Raw genomic sequence first — 14572 nt, forward strand, 5'->3', positions numbered from 1 at the left:
GACACCATGAACCTGATAGTTCTCCTCTCCGTCCTGCTGGTCTGTGTCCCGGTGGCGGCGCTGGCCTGGTCAGTCCTGACTGTGGACAAGCAGGGGCGCGTAGCGGTCACCGAACTGCTGTCCCGCGGTGCACCGCCCGTCGCGGCTGCTCCAACCGGAGCGCCGGCGCGGCTCGAAGCCCTGGGCCGACGACTGACTCCCCCGGCCTATGTCGCGTTCCTGGACCGGCTCCTGTCCCTCGCCGGCAGGCCCGCCTCGATGCCGCTGGGAAAGGTGCTGGGGTCGAAGATCGGCCTAGGCTTGGCCGGTGCCGCGGCTGGCCTCTATCTGACTTCCATCGGCAGCTCACCGATGATGAAGCTCGCCGGGCTCTTCGTCATCGTCCTTGGCTACTTCATCCCGGACCTGCTCCTCTACAGCAAGGGCCAGGAGCGGCAGAAGGCAATGCAGCTGGAGCTCGCCAACACGCTGGACCAGATGCTCATCTCCGTGGAAGCCGGACTCGGCTTCGAGGGCGCCATGGCCCGGGCCGGCGAGAACGGCAAGGGCCCGCTGGCGGAAGAGCTGGTTCGCACCCTGCAGGACATGCAGGTGGGACGCAGCCGCCGGGAATCCTACATCGCGCTGGCTGAGCGGACCAACATTCCGGAGCTGCGCAGCTTCGTGCAGGCTGTGGTGCAGGCCGACACGTACGGCATCGCCATCAGCCGGGTACTGCGCGTCCAGGCCAAGGTCATGCGGGTCAAGCGGCGCCAGCGGGCCGAGGAAAAGGCCATGAAGCTGCCCGTCATGATCCTTTTCCCGCTGCTGTTCTTTATCTTCCCGGTCCTCTTCATCGCCATTCTGGGGCCGGCCGTGATCAATGCGGTGATGACTTTCAGCGGGCAGTAGCGCCTACGCAGGGCGACGGCAAGTTTGCCTCAAGGTTTACACAGAATGATGACAAATAGGCCAACGACGGATTTCCAGGAAGTAGCCTTGAACAATGCACAGTACCGATCCCGGTTCCAGCGGAAAGAGCCCCGCTGCGGACTCCCCACTGCCCGGGGTCGCTCTGCCTGCTCCTGCCGTTCCTGCTCCCAGCGTGGGACCTTCACTGGAGGAGGCGGGTCTCTTGCCGCTGATTGATGCCGCAGTCCTGGACGAGCTGGAAGACGAACTGGCCGGTACCGGACTGGCCCAGCGCTTCGCCCGCGACTACGCCGCCATGTGGGACCTGCGCCTGGCCCGGCTGGGAACAGCTGTGGACAGCCAGGATGAAGACTCAGCCCTGGACGCCGTCATCAGCCTCAAAATCAGCTCCGCCATGGTGGGCGGCCTCAGGCTGGCCAGGCTCGCCGAACTCCTGGAAGGCCTGATCCGGCAGGGCGATTTTGCCCAGGGCCAGGCCATGATGGCCGGGGTGGCGCGGGACGGGGCACGCACCGTCTCCGAGCTGCAAGCAACCTACATCCTGGAAAAGGGCTAGGGATCCGGAGAACGGCTGGGGATTCGGAAAAGGGCCAGGACCTAGGCGTCGTCAGGTCGCCGCGGCGCCAACCGGTACCCCACCCCGCGGACCGTCTGAAGCCAGCGTGGCGACAGCTGATCCTCCTTGAGCTTGCGCCTCAGGTTTCCCACGTGGACCTCCACGGCGCGCTCGTCCGCTTCGCTGATATAGGTTTCCCGGTCGTAGAACTCGCCCCGCACGGCCCGCACCAGGTCGGCCCTGGTGCATACGGCCCCGCCGCCTTTCAGCAACACATGGAGCAGGTCGAACTCACTGCGGGTCAATCCCAGTGGCTGGCCTTTGATTTCCACCGTGCGCGTCCGGTGGTTCAGGAGGAGCCCGTTGTGCTGCAGGACTCCGGGCTCTGCATGGGCGGCAGGAGCCGGGGACTGGCCCAGGGACGTGGACGGGTTCTGCCCGTCCACCTCATGCCGGGGCCTGCGCATCATTGCCGCCACCCGTGCCCGGAGTTCCCTGGGCCTGAAGGGCTTGGCGATGTAGTCATCTGCCCCCGCATTAAGTGCTGACAGCAGGTCCGGTTCCTCCGTACGACCGGTCAGCATCACCACATATGCGTTGCTGAAATTCCGGATCCGGCGCAGAACCTCAAACCCGTCAATATCCGGCAGGCCAATATCGAGCGTCACGACATTAGCCTGCTTCCTGCGGACTACGTCAACCCCGGTCCGCCCATCCACCGCTGTATGCACTTCGAAGCCCGCCTGGGTCAATACACCTTCCAGGAGGTTACGCACATCGTCGTCGTCCTCGATTACTACAGCTACACCAAGATCGTCCATTGCTATCCCTGCGCCAGGCGAAGATGGCCCCCCATTGGCCCAGCGCCAATGCCAATCCCGCTCCAACCATTTATACGCTACTAGTAAGCCGCACTGATGACATCCGAATCGGCGCCGGAAATTGAAAAGTCAATTATTATGACAAGACATGTGCAATATCTAGGGAAAGGGTGGTTGCCCAAGGTAACTGGGGGGATTTGATAGACCTTGCGGCACCTGCTTTCCAAATGTGAAGGGGTACGAGTCAGAAACATGGCTGAGCCGTTGTTCCACCGGGGACCCGGCCGCATATTCCGCCGGCTGGGAACCCGCGCCCAAGTGGTGTTGTGCCAGCTCCCACTCACCCTCATTGTGGCTGCCATTGCCGTGGCAACACCCTTCGCATGGCCCTCACTCACGCACAGCCCCCTGTACCTGGCCGGAATTGTCCTGCACGCCATCCTGTTCCTTGGCTGTTTCCTGGTCCCCTGGGAACGGCTGGCGCACCGCCCCTATCTGCTAATTCCGGTCCTGGATTTCGCGGCCATCGGTCTCCTCCGCAACGGCGCCGCGCCCCTCCTGCCGGGCCTTGCGGTGCTGGTGGTTTTCCCTGTCATCTGGCTCTCCGCCTCTGGCATGCTGGCGCGCAGCAGCCTGGTGCTCAGCTTCCTGGGCCCTCTGCTGATCATGCTCCCCACAGCAGCGGCCCACTTCCCAGCAATCACTGCTTCCGACATCACCACCGTCGTTCTCTTCCCGGTGATGATGCTCGCAGTGTCCCTGGCCATCCGCTTCGCGAGCGTGAGCCTCCGGCAGCAACAGGCGGAACTGGCGGACAAGGACCGCGAACTCCGGGACCTGCTGGCCGCAAGCCGGGAACGGGAGAAGCTGCTCGAAACCGTGCTGGACGCCACCGACGTCGGTATCGCCGCCGTCGACCGCGCCGGCCATTTCCTGGTCTCCAACAGCCGGCAGCGCAACTTCCGCCGGGCCACAGGCGCCGACGAAGCCATCCCGGGCCAGGGGCACCAGCTGATTTTCGGCCAGGACCGCCGCACTCTGCTTCCTCCGGACCGGCGGCCCATCAGCAGGGCCATGGCCGGTGAGTCCTTCGCGGACTACCTGGTGTGGGCGGGCGAGGGCCCGGAGCAGCGCGCCGTGTCCACGGCCGCCCGCCCCCTGGTCAGCGAGGACGGCCGGCTCACCGGCGCCGTGGTGGTCTACAGCGACGTCACCGGCTGGGTGGAATCGCTGGCAGCCAACCAGGAACTCATTTCTAATGTCTCGCACGAATTCAAGACCCCGCTCAACTCAATTCTGGGCAACGTGGACCTGGTGCTGGACGATCCCGACGACCTGCCCCCGCACGTAGCCAAGCGCCTGCTCGTGGTGCAGCGCAACGCTGAACGGCTGCTGGACCTCGTGGCCGACCTGACAGCTTCCGCCTCCACCACCTTAAACGTGCATCCCAAGCGGACCGATCTGGCCAGCCTGGTGGAGACCAGCCTGGGTTCGGCCCAGGCTTCGGCCCTGCGGTCCCACGTGGAGATCGCCACCGACGTCCCGTCGCCCCTGTGGGCCTACGCGGATCCGCTGCGGATCGGGCAGGTGCTGGACAACCTGGTGTCCAACGCCATCAAGTACAGTCCCGACGGCGGCAAAGTCAGTATCAGCGCGCAGGCGGACCGGCAATGGGTGCGGTTGAGCGTCACGGACACCGGGATGGGCATGTCCGGCGAGGACGCGGCCAAGGCCTTCAACCGTTTCTTCCGCGCCGAATCCGCCCTGAAAGCAGCCATCCCGGGAGCGGGGCTGGGTCTTTCCATCACCAGGATGATCGTGGAGCGGCACGGCGGCAGCATCACATGCCAGAGCGGCGAGGGCCAGGGCAGCACCTTCACGGTCACCCTTCCGGCAGAAGGTCCCCCGCCCGCTTTTTAGCACCATCCACTGCTCCGTACTTGTCGTTATCGGGCTCGAAAACGACAAGTACGGAGCACTCGATGGGAATCAGTACTCGCGGACGGCCCTGGTCTGTTCGGCGCGGGTAAGGAGCTCGCTGTCCGACGGGTACGCCACTTCCTCCAGCACCAGGGGGTGCGGCGCGGCAAGAACCGACTTGGCATCCCGCTTCTGCAGCAGCAGCCGCTCGTACAACCAGCCCGGCTCCACAGCGCCCTCCCCCACGTACAGCGCGGAACCGATCAGGGCGCGGACCATGTTGTGGCAGAACGCGTCAGCCTGGACGGTGGCTACGATGACGCCGTCCTCGCCGCGCCGGAACTCGAACCGCTGGAGTTCACGGACGGTGGTAGCGCCCTCGCGCGGCTTGCAGAAGGACAGGAAGTTCTGCAGACCCAAGAGCTGCGAAGCACCCTCGTTCAAGAGCGAGACGTCCAGCGGGTTCTTGTGCCACAGCGTGAAGTACCGCTCCAAAGGGTCCCACAGCGCCGGGCCGTCCGCGATCCGGTAGCTGTACCGGCGCCAGAGGGCGGAGAAGCGGGCGTCGAAACCCTTCGGTGCCAACGAAACGGCATGCACCTCCACCGCGCCGTGCAGGTCGCCGAGGGCCCGGTTGAGTGCCCCGCGGAGCCTGCGCATCATGGCGACGGCGGGATCGAGTTCGTGCCCGCGCGGCAGTCCCAGCCACTCGGCTTCGGTGAGGTCCAGGTGCACCACCTGCCCGCGGGCGTGGACACCGGCGTCAGTGCGCCCTGCAACGGTGACCCGGACCTGGCGGCGGACCAAAAGCTCGATTGCTTCCTCCAACACGCCCTGGACTGTCCGCCGTCCCGGCTGCACCGCCCACCCGCTGAACGGACCGCCGTCGTACGAAAGATCAAGCCGCATACGCAAAAACCCGCCGCCCCCTGAAACGGGGGCCGCGGGTTTTTGGTGGTTCACAGACCTAAGTCTATGCGAAGCGAATCAGCGAATTACTTCGCGTCCTTCTCCTCGGCTGCGGGAGCCTCGGCAGCTTCCTCAGAGGCCGGAGCCTCTTCGGTTGCAGCTTCTTCAGCAGCAGGTGCCTCGGCAGCTTCCTCAGCGGCCGGAGCCTCTTCAGCCGGAGCTTCCTCGGCGGCCGGAGCAGCCTTGGCAGCAGCCTGGGTAGCCTCGGCTACGACGGCCTGCTTGGCGGAAACCGGCTCCAGGACCAGTTCGATGACAGCCATGGGAGCGTTGTCGCCCTTGCGGTTGCCGATCTTGGTGATGCGGGTGTAGCCGCCGTCGCGGTTCTCCACAGCCTGGGCGATGTCGGTGAACAGCTCGTGGACGATGCCCTTGTTGCTGATCAGGCCGAGCACGCGGCGGCGGGAAGCCAGGTCGCCACGCTTGGCGAAGGTGACAAGGCGCTCTGCGTACGGCTTCAGGCGCTTGGCCTTGGTCACCGTGGTGGTGATTCGCTTGTGCTCGAACAGGGATGCTGCCAGGTTCGCGAGCATGAGGCGCTCGTGAGCCGGGCCGCCTCCGAGGCGCGGACCCTTAGTGGGGGTAGGCATAATTGTTTCTCCTCATGTGGAAGCCGTGGGCGGCACACCATGGTGCTGCCCACCGGCCAAGGTCTGGTTTAGAGTTCGTCGTCGCCGAAAGCGGCGTCGTCCTCTTCGATTGCTGCGGCGCGTGCTGCGAGGTCAAAACCGGGAGGCGAGTCCTTGAGGGACAGGCCCAGTTCAACCAGCTTTGCCTTGACCTCGTCAATGGACTTGGCACCGAAGTTGCGGATGTCCATCAGGTCAGCCTCGGAGCGGGCAACGAGTTCACCCACGGTGTGGATGCCCTCACGCTTGAGGCAGTTGTAGGAACGGACGGTGAGGTCCAGATCCTCGATCGGCAGTGCCATGTCTGCTGCCAGGGCAGCATCCGTCGGCGACGGGCCGATCTCGATACCTTCAGCTGCGGTGTTCAGCTCACGGGCCAGACCGAACAGTTCCACCAGGGTGGTGCCTGCGGAAGCAACGGCATCGCGCGGGGCGATGGCCTGCTTGGTCTCGACGTCGACAATCAGCTTGTCGAAGTCGGTGCGCTGCTCAACACGGGTTGCTTCCACGCGGAAAGTAACCTTCAGCACCGGCGAGTAGATGGAGTCGACCGGGATGCGGCCGATCTCTGCATCGCCGGACTTGTTCTGAGCTGCCGAAACGTAGCCGCGGCCGCGCTCGATGGTCAGTTCGAGTTCGAACTTGCCCTTCGAGTTCAGCGTGGCGATGTGCAGATCCGGGTTGTGGAATTCGACGCCGGCCGGCGGAGCGATGTCCGCGGCGGTGACGACTCCGGGGCCCTGCTTGCGCAGGTAAGCCACGACAGGCTCGTCGTGCTCGGAGGAAACCGACAGGCTCTTGATGTTAAGGATGATCTCGGTGACATCTTCCTTGACACCCGGAACCGTGGTGAACTCGTGCAGCACACCATCGATCCGGATGCTGGTTACGGCAGCACCGGGGATGGAGGAGAGCAGGGTACGGCGGAGGGAGTTTCCGAGGGTGTAGCCGAAGCCCGGTTCCAGCGGTTCAATGATGAAACGCGAACGGTTTTCGGAGACGACCTCTTCGGAGAGGGTGGGGCGCTGTGCAATGAGCACTTAGGTTTCCTTTCGGCGAGCATCCGCTATATGACGCAACACAGGTGGTGGAAATTCGGTCTGAAGACTTAACGCGCTGGGCTTGCCCGGACCATCGCTGGTCCGGGCAAGCTCCTGCTGCGGAAAAGAATTAGACGCGGCGGCGCTTCGGCGGGCGGCAGCCGTTGTGGGCTGCGGGGGTGACGTCCTGGATGGAGCCAACCTCGAGGCCTGCGGCCTGCAGCGAACGGATTGCGGTCTCGCGTCCGGAACCCGGTCCCTTGACGAAAACGTCTACCTTGCGCATGCCGTGCTCCTGCGCACGCTTGGCAGCGGCTTCAGCAGCCATCTGGGCAGCGAACGGGGTGGACTTACGCGAGCCCTTGAAGCCAACCTCACCGGAGGAAGCCCAGGAAATAACAGCACCGGAGGGATCCGTGATGGAAACGATGGTGTTGTTAAAGGTGCTCTTGATGTGCGCCTGGCCAAGCGCGATATTCTTCTTGTCCTTCTTACGCGGCTTGCGAACCGCGCCACGAGTCTTCGGGGGCATTTTTTCTCCTACAGAAAGTTATTGGGGAAAGTCCGTAAATCCCGGGCGGGGATTTTAACGGGCCTTCTTCTTGCCGGCGACGGTACGCTTCGGGCCCTTGCGGGTACGTGCGTTGGTCTTCGTACGCTGACCGCGTACGGGCAGGCCCTTGCGGTGGCGCAGGCCTTCGTAGCTGCCGATTTCAACCTTGCGGCGGATATCTGCTGCTACTTCGCGGCGAAGGTCACCCTCAACCTTGTAGTTGCCTTCAATGTAGTCACGCAGCTCAACCAGCTGGGCGTCAGTCAGGTCCTTGACGCGAACGTCAGCGCTGATGCCCGTGGCAGCCAGGGTTTCGTGTGCACGGGTCTTGCCCACGCCGTAGATGTAAGTAAGCGCAATTTCCAGCCGCTTTTCGCGGGGAATGTCTACGCCAGCGAGACGAGCCATAGTGGCAGTACTCCTTGATAAACCGGAGGTCGTAGGCAGTACACCCGCACAGTCCGTGCGGCCCCAGCCTCCGACCGGGGGTTAGCTGTCCGGACTCTTTCGAGCTCAATGTTCCAGATCAGCTTGTGCTGCCTTTATTTACTTGCGTGGGTTAGCAACCCAGGATTTCCTTCAGGGAAGGAAATTAGCCCTGGCGCTGCTTGTGGCGCGGGTTCTCGCAGATCACCATGACCCGGCCATTACGGCGGATCACTTTGCACTTTTCGCAGATCTGCTTGACGCTCGGCTTGACCTTCATGGCGTTCCTTTGCGTGTAGCAGTTTGGTCAACTGAAGCGGCGGCCAGTGTGTACTGATGCCGCCCAGCAATTTACTTGTAGCGGTAGACGATACGACCACGGGTGAGGTCGTACGGGCTCAGCTCCACCACTACGCGGTCCTCGGGGAGGATTCGGATGTAGTGCTGACGCATCTTTCCAGAGATGTGTGCCAGAACGATGTGCTTGTTGGTGAGCTCAACGCGAAACATCGCGTTAGGCAGCGCCTCGGTCACAACGCCTTCGATCTCAATGACCCCGTCCTTCTTGGCCATACCCTCCGCTAACTGTTGTTGCCGCAGCCCCGCCGGATTGCACCGGGCATGACTACGAACGTTTTTGTTGGATCGATTGCAGCCTCCAGGCCCAAAAGGGCGTGGCAGTCCAGACAACCAACAAACAACACTACCCCGTCAGCGGGTAAAAGTTAAATCGGCCATAGTAGCCTACGCGGACCGGAACGCACCATATTCACCTGCGGGGGTAGTGATCGTTTCAGCGCTGGCCACGCCGTCAAGGATGGCCAACCGTACGACGTCGGCTGCCGCACTTTGCAGCGTGATAAGACTCAGCTGCCGGGCAGCTTCGTCCGACCGGTCCAGTGCCACGGCACCGGTCGCCAGGCAGAAAACAGTGTCGCCGTCGGCCAGGGTGTGTGAGGGGTTGAGAGCCCTCGCGATCCCCGCGTGAGCCGCCGAGGCAGTCCGTTTACATTCGGCCACATCAAGCACGGCGTTGGTAGCCACAACGACCAGAGTGGTGTTGGGACCCGGTTCCACCACGGCCTCCTCGAGAACCGACTGTTCGACTGTCGGCAATCCCAACGCATTCACCACTGCGATTGCCCCCACAACTACACCGTTATTGAGCGTGGCCGACGCCGTGCCCACCCCGCCCTTGTAGGTCCTGCCGAGGAGCGCCCCGGTTCCGGCGCCCACGTTGCCGCGTTCGACGTCGTGCCCTTCCTTTTGTGCCGCTGCGGCGGCCGTTGCCGCGTAGCCCATGTCCGGCGTCGGGCGTGCGGAAAAGTCGCCGCCCCTGCCCAGGTCGAAGATGGCGGCGGCCGGGACGATCGGAACCACTCCCCCCGGGACGGCGAAGCCGCGGCCATTCTCCTCGCACCAGCGCTGGGCACCGGCCGCGGAGGCAAGCCCGTAGGCGCTGCCGCCGGTGAGGACCACCGCGTCGACGTGGCTGACCAGTGTCGTCGGGTCAAGGGCGTCCGTTTCGTGGGTGGCAGGCCCCCCGCCCTGGACATCCACCGATCCCACGGTGCCCGGTGGGGGCAGGACCACGGTGACGCCCGTCAGCCAGCCGTCGCGGTCCTTTTGTACGTGGCCCACGCGCAGGCCCGGAACATCGGTAATGGTTCCCATGGCCCTATTCTCCCCTCTGCTGGCGCGCCCCTGCCGCATTGGCGAACTTTATGCGAGACTGCATTCAACACAGCGTTAACGGGCGACGAAGCCTTGGATAACAGTCCCTTGAACAAGGGCATATGCGGGTTTCAGCCCCCTGACGGTCTGGTGTAGTAGTCCCTAGATCAAGCCAGGGCCCGCCACGAGCAGGCTCCCAACCCGGGAGAGGCAACGCATGACCCGTCAACTCGCCCCGCACCCCTCGGCCAAACCCAACAGGCCTCCGGGAAGTTCCGCGAAAGTACCAAAGCGGCGGTGGACAGCAAGGACCCGCCGCGACTTCTTTGTTTTCCTTGCCATGGCGTTGCCCAACCTGGTGCTGATCGCCGTCTTCACCTACCGTCCGCTGATCAGCAACATGTACTACTCAACGCTGGACTGGACCCTGGGCTCCCCCACCGCCACGGTGGTGGGCCTTGCCAACTACGTCACCTTCTTCGGCAGCAATGACGCCCCGAAGGTCCTGGGCACCACGGCAGTGTTCACCCTTACGACGGTGGGCGGATCCATGCTGCTGGGCCTGCTGGTGGCGCTGGCCTTGAACGCGAAGATCCGCGGTACCACGTTTGCCCGTTCCGCCGTCTTTGCGCCCTATGTGCTCTCCGGTGTCGGCGTGGGCCTGGTATGGCTGTTCATCTTCGACCCTGGCTACGGGGTCCTGGCCTGGCTGCTGCGGGGCATCGGGCAGCAGAGCCCGCAGTGGATTAACGATCCCCAGCTTTCGCTGGTCATGGTAATCCTGGTCTACGTCTGGAAGAACCTGGGCTATTGCGCCGTGGTCTACCTGGCCGGGCTGCAGTCCCTTCCCTCGGAAGTCATGGAAGCGGCCTCCCTTGACGGAGCCAACGGGTTCCGGCGCTTCGTCAGCATCTCGCTGCCGCTGCTGTCCCCCACCACGTTCTTCCTCCTGATCACCACCATGCTCAGCTCACTGCAGGCCTTCGACCTGATCCGGATCATGACCCCGCTGGGCACCGGCACCAGCACCCTGATTTACGAGGCCTACCTGCAGGCCTTCGGCGCCTACAACAGGGCCGGTTACTCGGCAGCCATCTCGGTAGTGCTGTTCGCTATCCTCCTGGTCATCACCGTGCTGCAGCTGCGGTTCGTGGAACGAAAGGTGCACTACTCGTGACCTCCCTGTCACCGGTCAACCCGGACCCCGCTGCGCCGGCCGTCGCTGCCCCCGAGCCAGGCCTCGACCGCGACCGCCCGCTGTCGCGCCGCAACCTCGTCCAGACGGTGGTGGGCGGCTACCTGCCCCTGCTCATCGCAACACTGGTGGTCTTCCTGCCCCTGCTGTGGATGGTGCTGAGCTCCTTCAAGCAGTCCGGCGAAATCGTCACCACAGACCTGAAGATCCTGCCGGAGAGCCTGAACCTGGAGAACTACCGGACCGCCATGACCACGGTGCCGTTTGGGCAGTTCTTCCTGAACAGCACCATCGTCACCGTGGTGGGGGCCACCATCAAGGTGATCCTGGCGATCCTGACGGCGTACGCGCTGGTCTTCGTCCGCTTCCCGTTCCGGGATTTCATCTTTTTGCTGATCCTGGTGGCGCTGATGGTGCCCCCTCAGGTGGCTATCCTGCCCAACTTCATTTTGATCGCGGGAATGGGAGGCAAGAACACGCTGTGGGGCATCATCCTTCCCGGCCTGGGTACCGCGTTCGGTACGTTCCTGTTGCGCCAGCACTTCCGGACCCTGCCGAATTCGATCCTGGAGTCTGCCGAGATGGACGGTGCCGGCCACTGGCGGCGGCTGTGGCAGATCGTGGTTCCGGTCTCGGTCCCGTCCATCGCCACCGTGGCTTTGGTGACGGTGGTGACCGAATGGAACGAGTACATCTGGCCGCTCATCATCACGGACCGCCCGGAGACGATGACGCTTCCGGTGGGGCTGACGCTGCTGCAGAACAGCGAGAGCAACGCCGCCGGCTGGGGGGTCCTCATGGCCGGCGCGGTCCTGGTCATCGTCCCCATCCTGATCATCTTCGCCGCCCTGCAGCGCTACATCGTGGCGGGCCTCACCCAAGGGAGCGTGACCGGCTGACCTGCCTCCCGCCGTCGTACTTTCCAACCTTCGACTCTCACATTTTCCAAGGCAACAACCGAAAGGAACTGTCATGACACTTCACCTGGACCGGAGGCATTTCCTGGGCCTGGCAGGGGTTACCGCCTCTGCCGCCGCCCTGGCCGCATGCGGCGGACCCTCCACCACTGGCGGCGGGCAGGCGACCTCGCAGGCGGCCGACATCGACTTCAACGGCGTTAAGCCAGCGGCCAAGATCGACTTCTGGTCCAGCCACCCCGGCCAGTCGCAGGAGGTTGAGAAGAGCCTGATCCAGAAATTCCAGGCCAAGAACCCCGGCATCACCGTCAACCTGGTGACGGCAGGGGCCAACTATGAGGAAATTGCGCAGAAGTTCCAGACGGCCCAGGCTGCCAAGTCCGGCCTTCCGGGCGTGGTGGTCCTCTCCGACGTGTGGTGGTTCCGCTACTACACCAACGGCAGCATCATCCCGGTGGACAGCCTTACCAAGCAGCTGAACATGAAGATGGACGACTTCCAGCAGTCGCTGATCAACGACTACAAGTACGACGGGAAGCAGTGGGCGCTCCCCTACGGCCGCTCAACCCCGCTGTTTTACTACAACAAGGACCACTTTGCCGCTGCCGGACTTCCGGACCGGGCGCCCAAGACGTGGGACGAATTCGGCCAATGGGCACCCAAGCTCAAGGCAGCTTCCGGGGCCCAGTACGCCTACATCTACCCCGCCCTGGCAGGGTACGCGGGCTGGACCCTGCAGAACATGCTGTGGGGCTGGGGCGGCGGCTGGTCCAAGGAATGGGACATCACCTGCGACTCCACTGATTCCGTGGCGGCGCTGCAGTGGGCGCAGGATTCGATCTACAAGGACAAGTGGGCGGGGGTCTCCTCCAAGGAAGCAGCTGACGACTTCTCGGCCGGCCTGACGTCCGCCACCATCGCCTCCACCGGCTCGCTGCTGGGCATCCTGAAGTCGGCCAAATTCAATGTGGGCGTCGGCTTCCTGCCGGGCGGCCCCAAGGCGACCACAAACGTCTGCCCCACCGGCGGCGCAGGCCTGGGCATCCCCAGCGGGATCACCAAGGAGGAACAGCTCGCCGCCGGGATGTTCCTCGATTTCGTCACCCAGCCGGAGAGCACCGTCGAGTTCTCGGCCGCCACCGGCTACATGCCCACCCGCAAGTCTGCGGACATGACCGCCGTCCTGGCCAAGACACCACAGATCCAGACGGCAGTGGACCAGCTGGCGGTGACCAAGGTCCAGGACAACGCCCGCGTGTTCCTGCCCGGCGCCGACCAGGAGATGGCCAAGGCTGCCGCGAAGATCCTCACCCAGCAGGGTGATGTGAAGTCCACCATGACGGACCTGAAGAACACGCTGCAGAGCATCTACGACCGCGACGTGAAGCCGAAGCTGAAGTCGTAGTTGGGAACGCAAAAGCCCTGGCCGCTCCTGTTTCAGGAGTCGCCAGGGCTTTTGCGTGTCGCCGGCGAACGGGCGCGTCCCTTACGGGATCGGCACCGGGGTGACGCCGAGGGGCGCCAGGTGCTCCGCACCGCCGTCGGGCGCTGAAAGCACCCAAATGCCCTTCTCATGCACCGCCACGGAGTGCTCCCACTGGCAGGAGCGCTTGCCGTCCGTGGTCACCACTGTCCAGTCATCCTCCAGGACCGCGGTCTCGATGCCGCCGCGCACAAGCATTGGCTCAATGGCGAGGCAGAGGCCCGGCTTGATCTTGGGACCCCGGTGGCTGGTGCGGTAGTTCAGGACATCAGGCGCCATGTGCATCTCGGAACCGATGCCGTGGCCCACGTAGTCCTCCAGGATGCCCAGCGGCTTGCCGGGAACGGACGAAACGTAATCATCGATGGCCGCGCCAATGTCTCCAACGTGCGAGCCTGTGGCCAGCGCTGCGATGCCCCGCCACATGGCGGCCTGGGTGATGTCGGAGAGCCGCTGGTCCTCCGGATCCGCGGTTCCCACGATCACCGTCCGCGCGGAATCCGAGTGCCAGCCGTTGACGATGGCGCCACCGTCGATGGAGATGATGTCCCCGTCCTGGAGGATCCGGCTGCCGGGAATGCCATGCACCACTTCCTCATTCACTGAGGTGCAGATGGTGGCCGGGAAGCCGTGGTAGCCCAGGAAGTTGGACTTGGCGCCTGCCTCGTTGAGGACGGCGGCGAAGACGTCGTCCAGGTGCTTGGTGGTGACTCCCGGCACCGCGGCGGCAACGGCGGCGTCGAGTGCGCGGCTTAGGACCAGGCCTGCCTCCTGCATGGTGCGCATCTGGGCATTGTTCTTGAATTCGATGCGGGGCTGGCCAAAGGCCATGGTGTTTCCTTTCAAATGGCTGAGGCTCCTCCCGGATGCCGGGAGGAGCCTCGATAAAACCGGGGCCGCCTTTGGTCAGGCTGCCTGTGCCGCCTTGATGGCCTGCATCACGCGGTCGGTAACTTCGTCGATGGGACCAATCCCGTCGACCTGGGTGAGGATGCCGCGCTCGGCGTACTTCGACACCACAGCTTCGGTCTGCTCGTGGTACAGGTCAAGGCGGTGGCGGATGACGGCTTCGTTGTCGTCGCTCCGGCCCGTTTCCTTGGCCCGGCCCAGGAGGCGGTGCACCAGTTCCTCGTCGTCGGCGGTCAGCTGGAGGACCACGTCGAGCTTCTCGTCGCCGTCGGCGAGGATCTCGTCAAGGTAATCCACCTGCGCGGTGGTGCGCGGGTAGCCGTCCAGCAGGAAGCCATTGTTCACATCGGACTCGCCAAGGCGGTCGCGGACCATCTTGTTGGTCACGCTGTCCGGAACGAAGTCACCGTTGTCCATGAACTTCTTGGCCTCGAGGCCCAGCGGCGTTTCGCCCTTCACGTTGGCACGGAAGATGTCGCCGGTGGAGATGGCCACAACGCCGAGGCGTTCTGAGATCCGCTCCGCCTGCGTTCCTTTTCCGGAACCGGGAGGTCCAATAATCAGCATT

General features: G+C 64.0%; 17 protein-coding genes. 6 read left to right on the plus strand and 11 right to left on the minus strand.

Annotation, left to right across the window (positions count from 1 at the left end; translation table 11 throughout):
- The first annotated feature begins 6 nt into the window (after positions 1-6).
- Together LFT49_RS14910 and LFT49_RS14915 are read left to right on the plus strand one after the other, a co-directional pair.
- Positions 7-891 carry a type II secretion system F family protein gene (locus tag LFT49_RS14910; RefSeq protein ID WP_237428638.1) on the plus strand — a complete coding sequence of 295 codons (885 nt, stop codon included), beginning with the start codon at positions 7-9 and terminating at the stop codon, positions 889-891.
- Positions 892-985: 94 nt separating this feature from the next.
- Positions 986-1468: an Hpt domain-containing protein gene (locus tag LFT49_RS14915; protein ID WP_237428639.1), complete on the plus strand. Its 483-nt coding sequence runs from the start codon at positions 986-988 to the stop codon at positions 1466-1468.
- A gap of 41 nt (positions 1469-1509) precedes the next feature.
- Here the strand turns inward: LFT49_RS14915 and LFT49_RS14920 are convergent, their stop codons facing one another.
- A complete protein-coding gene (locus tag LFT49_RS14920; protein ID WP_237428640.1) occupies positions 1510-2289 on the minus strand; it encodes a response regulator transcription factor in 780 nt (259 codons plus the stop codon).
- Between the two features lie 252 nt (positions 2290-2541).
- Between LFT49_RS14920 and LFT49_RS14925 the strand changes: the two genes are divergently transcribed.
- Complete coding sequence (locus LFT49_RS14925) at positions 2542-4209, plus strand: sensor histidine kinase (protein WP_237428641.1); 1668 nt, start codon at positions 2542-2544, stop codon at positions 4207-4209.
- 69 nt (positions 4210-4278) lie between these two features.
- Here LFT49_RS14925 and LFT49_RS14930 read toward each other — a convergent pair whose 3' ends face one another.
- The 8 genes from LFT49_RS14930 to LFT49_RS14965 all read right to left on the minus strand — a co-directional run bounded on the left by LFT49_RS14930 (position 4279) and on the right by LFT49_RS14965 (position 9500).
- On the minus strand, positions 4279-5118 hold the full coding sequence (locus tag LFT49_RS14930) for a tRNA pseudouridine synthase A (RefSeq protein ID WP_237428642.1): 840 nt from the start codon (positions 5116-5118) through the stop codon (positions 4279-4281).
- A gap of 86 nt (positions 5119-5204) precedes the next feature.
- The gene (gene rplQ / locus LFT49_RS14935; protein ID WP_237428643.1) at positions 5205-5768 is read right to left on the minus strand and encodes a 50S ribosomal protein L17; all 564 of its coding nucleotides are present in this window, start codon (positions 5766-5768) and stop codon (positions 5205-5207) included.
- Positions 5769-5836: 68 nt separating this feature from the next.
- Positions 5837-6847, minus strand: coding sequence for a DNA-directed RNA polymerase subunit alpha (locus tag LFT49_RS14940; RefSeq protein ID WP_013601812.1), 1011 nt, complete (start codon positions 6845-6847; stop codon positions 5837-5839).
- Positions 6848-6977: 130 nt separating this feature from the next.
- On the minus strand, positions 6978-7379 hold the full coding sequence (rpsK, locus tag LFT49_RS14945; protein WP_018760435.1) for a 30S ribosomal protein S11: 402 nt from the start codon (positions 7377-7379) through the stop codon (positions 6978-6980).
- 54 nt (positions 7380-7433) lie between these two features.
- Positions 7434-7808, minus strand: coding sequence for a 30S ribosomal protein S13 (rpsM, locus tag LFT49_RS14950; RefSeq protein WP_003803743.1), 375 nt, complete (start codon positions 7806-7808; stop codon positions 7434-7436).
- 184 nt (positions 7809-7992) lie between these two features.
- Positions 7993-8106, minus strand: coding sequence for a 50S ribosomal protein L36 (gene rpmJ, locus LFT49_RS14955; protein WP_009358722.1), 114 nt, complete (start codon positions 8104-8106; stop codon positions 7993-7995).
- A gap of 71 nt (positions 8107-8177) precedes the next feature.
- A complete protein-coding gene (gene infA, locus LFT49_RS14960) occupies positions 8178-8399 on the minus strand; it encodes a translation initiation factor IF-1 (RefSeq protein ID WP_009358723.1) in 222 nt (73 codons plus the stop codon).
- 171 nt (positions 8400-8570) lie between these two features.
- Positions 8571-9500 carry a P1 family peptidase gene (locus LFT49_RS14965; protein WP_237428644.1) on the minus strand — a complete coding sequence of 310 codons (930 nt, stop codon included), beginning with the start codon at positions 9498-9500 and terminating at the stop codon, positions 8571-8573.
- A gap of 217 nt (positions 9501-9717) precedes the next feature.
- Here LFT49_RS14965 and LFT49_RS14970 point away from each other — a divergent pair, with 217 nt between their 5' ends.
- The 3 genes from LFT49_RS14970 (at position 9718) to LFT49_RS14980 (ending at position 13017) form a co-directional block, all read left to right on the plus strand.
- Entirely contained in the window at positions 9718-10677 is a 960-nt protein-coding gene (locus LFT49_RS14970; RefSeq protein ID WP_236799100.1) for a carbohydrate ABC transporter permease, read from the plus strand.
- Positions 10674-11594 carry a carbohydrate ABC transporter permease gene (locus LFT49_RS14975; protein ID WP_236799101.1) on the plus strand — a complete coding sequence of 307 codons (921 nt, stop codon included), beginning with the start codon at positions 10674-10676 and terminating at the stop codon, positions 11592-11594. Before LFT49_RS14970 ends, LFT49_RS14975 begins: the two co-directional genes overlap by 4 nt.
- Positions 11595-11667: 73 nt before the next feature.
- Positions 11668-13017 (plus strand): ABC transporter substrate-binding protein, encoded by a 1350-nt coding sequence (locus LFT49_RS14980; protein ID WP_237428645.1) that lies wholly within the window; start codon positions 11668-11670, stop codon positions 13015-13017.
- A gap of 81 nt (positions 13018-13098) precedes the next feature.
- On the opposite strand, the gene map is transcribed toward LFT49_RS14980, so the two are convergent.
- Positions 13099-13926 carry a type I methionyl aminopeptidase gene (gene map, locus LFT49_RS14985; RefSeq protein WP_236799103.1) on the minus strand — a complete coding sequence of 276 codons (828 nt, stop codon included), beginning with the start codon at positions 13924-13926 and terminating at the stop codon, positions 13099-13101.
- Positions 13927-14001: 75 nt separating this feature from the next.
- The gene (locus tag LFT49_RS14990) at positions 14002-14571 is read right to left on the minus strand and encodes an adenylate kinase (RefSeq protein ID WP_236802906.1); all 570 of its coding nucleotides are present in this window, start codon (positions 14569-14571) and stop codon (positions 14002-14004) included.
- Position 14572: the final 1 nt, after the last annotated feature.

Source organism: Arthrobacter sp. FW306-06-A (assembly GCF_021870055.1).
Classification (GTDB): domain Bacteria; phylum Actinomycetota; class Actinomycetes; order Actinomycetales; family Micrococcaceae; genus Arthrobacter.

Coding starts and splice junctions, on each gene's coding strand:
- LFT49_RS14920 (WP_237428640.1), bottom strand. CDS start 2,289: ATGGACGATCTTGGTGTAGCTGTAGTAATCGAGGACGACGACGATGTG.
- LFT49_RS14915 (WP_237428639.1), top strand. CDS start 986: ATGCACAGTACCGATCCCGGTTCCAGCGGAAAGAGCCCCGCTGCGGAC.
- LFT49_RS14910 (WP_237428638.1), top strand. CDS start 7: ATGAACCTGATAGTTCTCCTCTCCGTCCTGCTGGTCTGTGTCCCGGTG.
- map (WP_236799103.1), bottom strand. CDS start 13,926: ATGGCCTTTGGCCAGCCCCGCATCGAATTCAAGAACAATGCCCAGATG.
- LFT49_RS14980 (WP_237428645.1), top strand. CDS start 11,668: ATGACACTTCACCTGGACCGGAGGCATTTCCTGGGCCTGGCAGGGGTT.
- rpsK (WP_018760435.1), bottom strand. CDS start 7,379: ATGCCCCCGAAGACTCGTGGCGCGGTTCGCAAGCCGCGTAAGAAGGAC.
- rpmJ (WP_009358722.1), bottom strand. CDS start 8,106: ATGAAGGTCAAGCCGAGCGTCAAGCAGATCTGCGAAAAGTGCAAAGTG.
- infA (WP_009358723.1), bottom strand. CDS start 8,399: ATGGCCAAGAAGGACGGGGTCATTGAGATCGAAGGCGTTGTGACCGAG.
- LFT49_RS14930 (WP_237428642.1), bottom strand. CDS start 5,118: ATGCGGCTTGATCTTTCGTACGACGGCGGTCCGTTCAGCGGGTGGGCG.
- LFT49_RS14925 (WP_237428641.1), top strand. CDS start 2,542: ATGGCTGAGCCGTTGTTCCACCGGGGACCCGGCCGCATATTCCGCCGG.
- rpsM (WP_003803743.1), bottom strand. CDS start 7,808: ATGGCTCGTCTCGCTGGCGTAGACATTCCCCGCGAAAAGCGGCTGGAA.
- LFT49_RS14970 (WP_236799100.1), top strand. CDS start 9,718: ATGACCCGTCAACTCGCCCCGCACCCCTCGGCCAAACCCAACAGGCCT.
- rplQ (WP_237428643.1), bottom strand. CDS start 5,768: ATGCCTACCCCCACTAAGGGTCCGCGCCTCGGAGGCGGCCCGGCTCAC.
- LFT49_RS14990 (WP_236802906.1), bottom strand. CDS start 14,571: ATGCTGATTATTGGACCTCCCGGTTCCGGAAAAGGAACGCAGGCGGAG.
- LFT49_RS14965 (WP_237428644.1), bottom strand. CDS start 9,500: ATGGGAACCATTACCGATGTTCCGGGCCTGCGCGTGGGCCACGTACAA.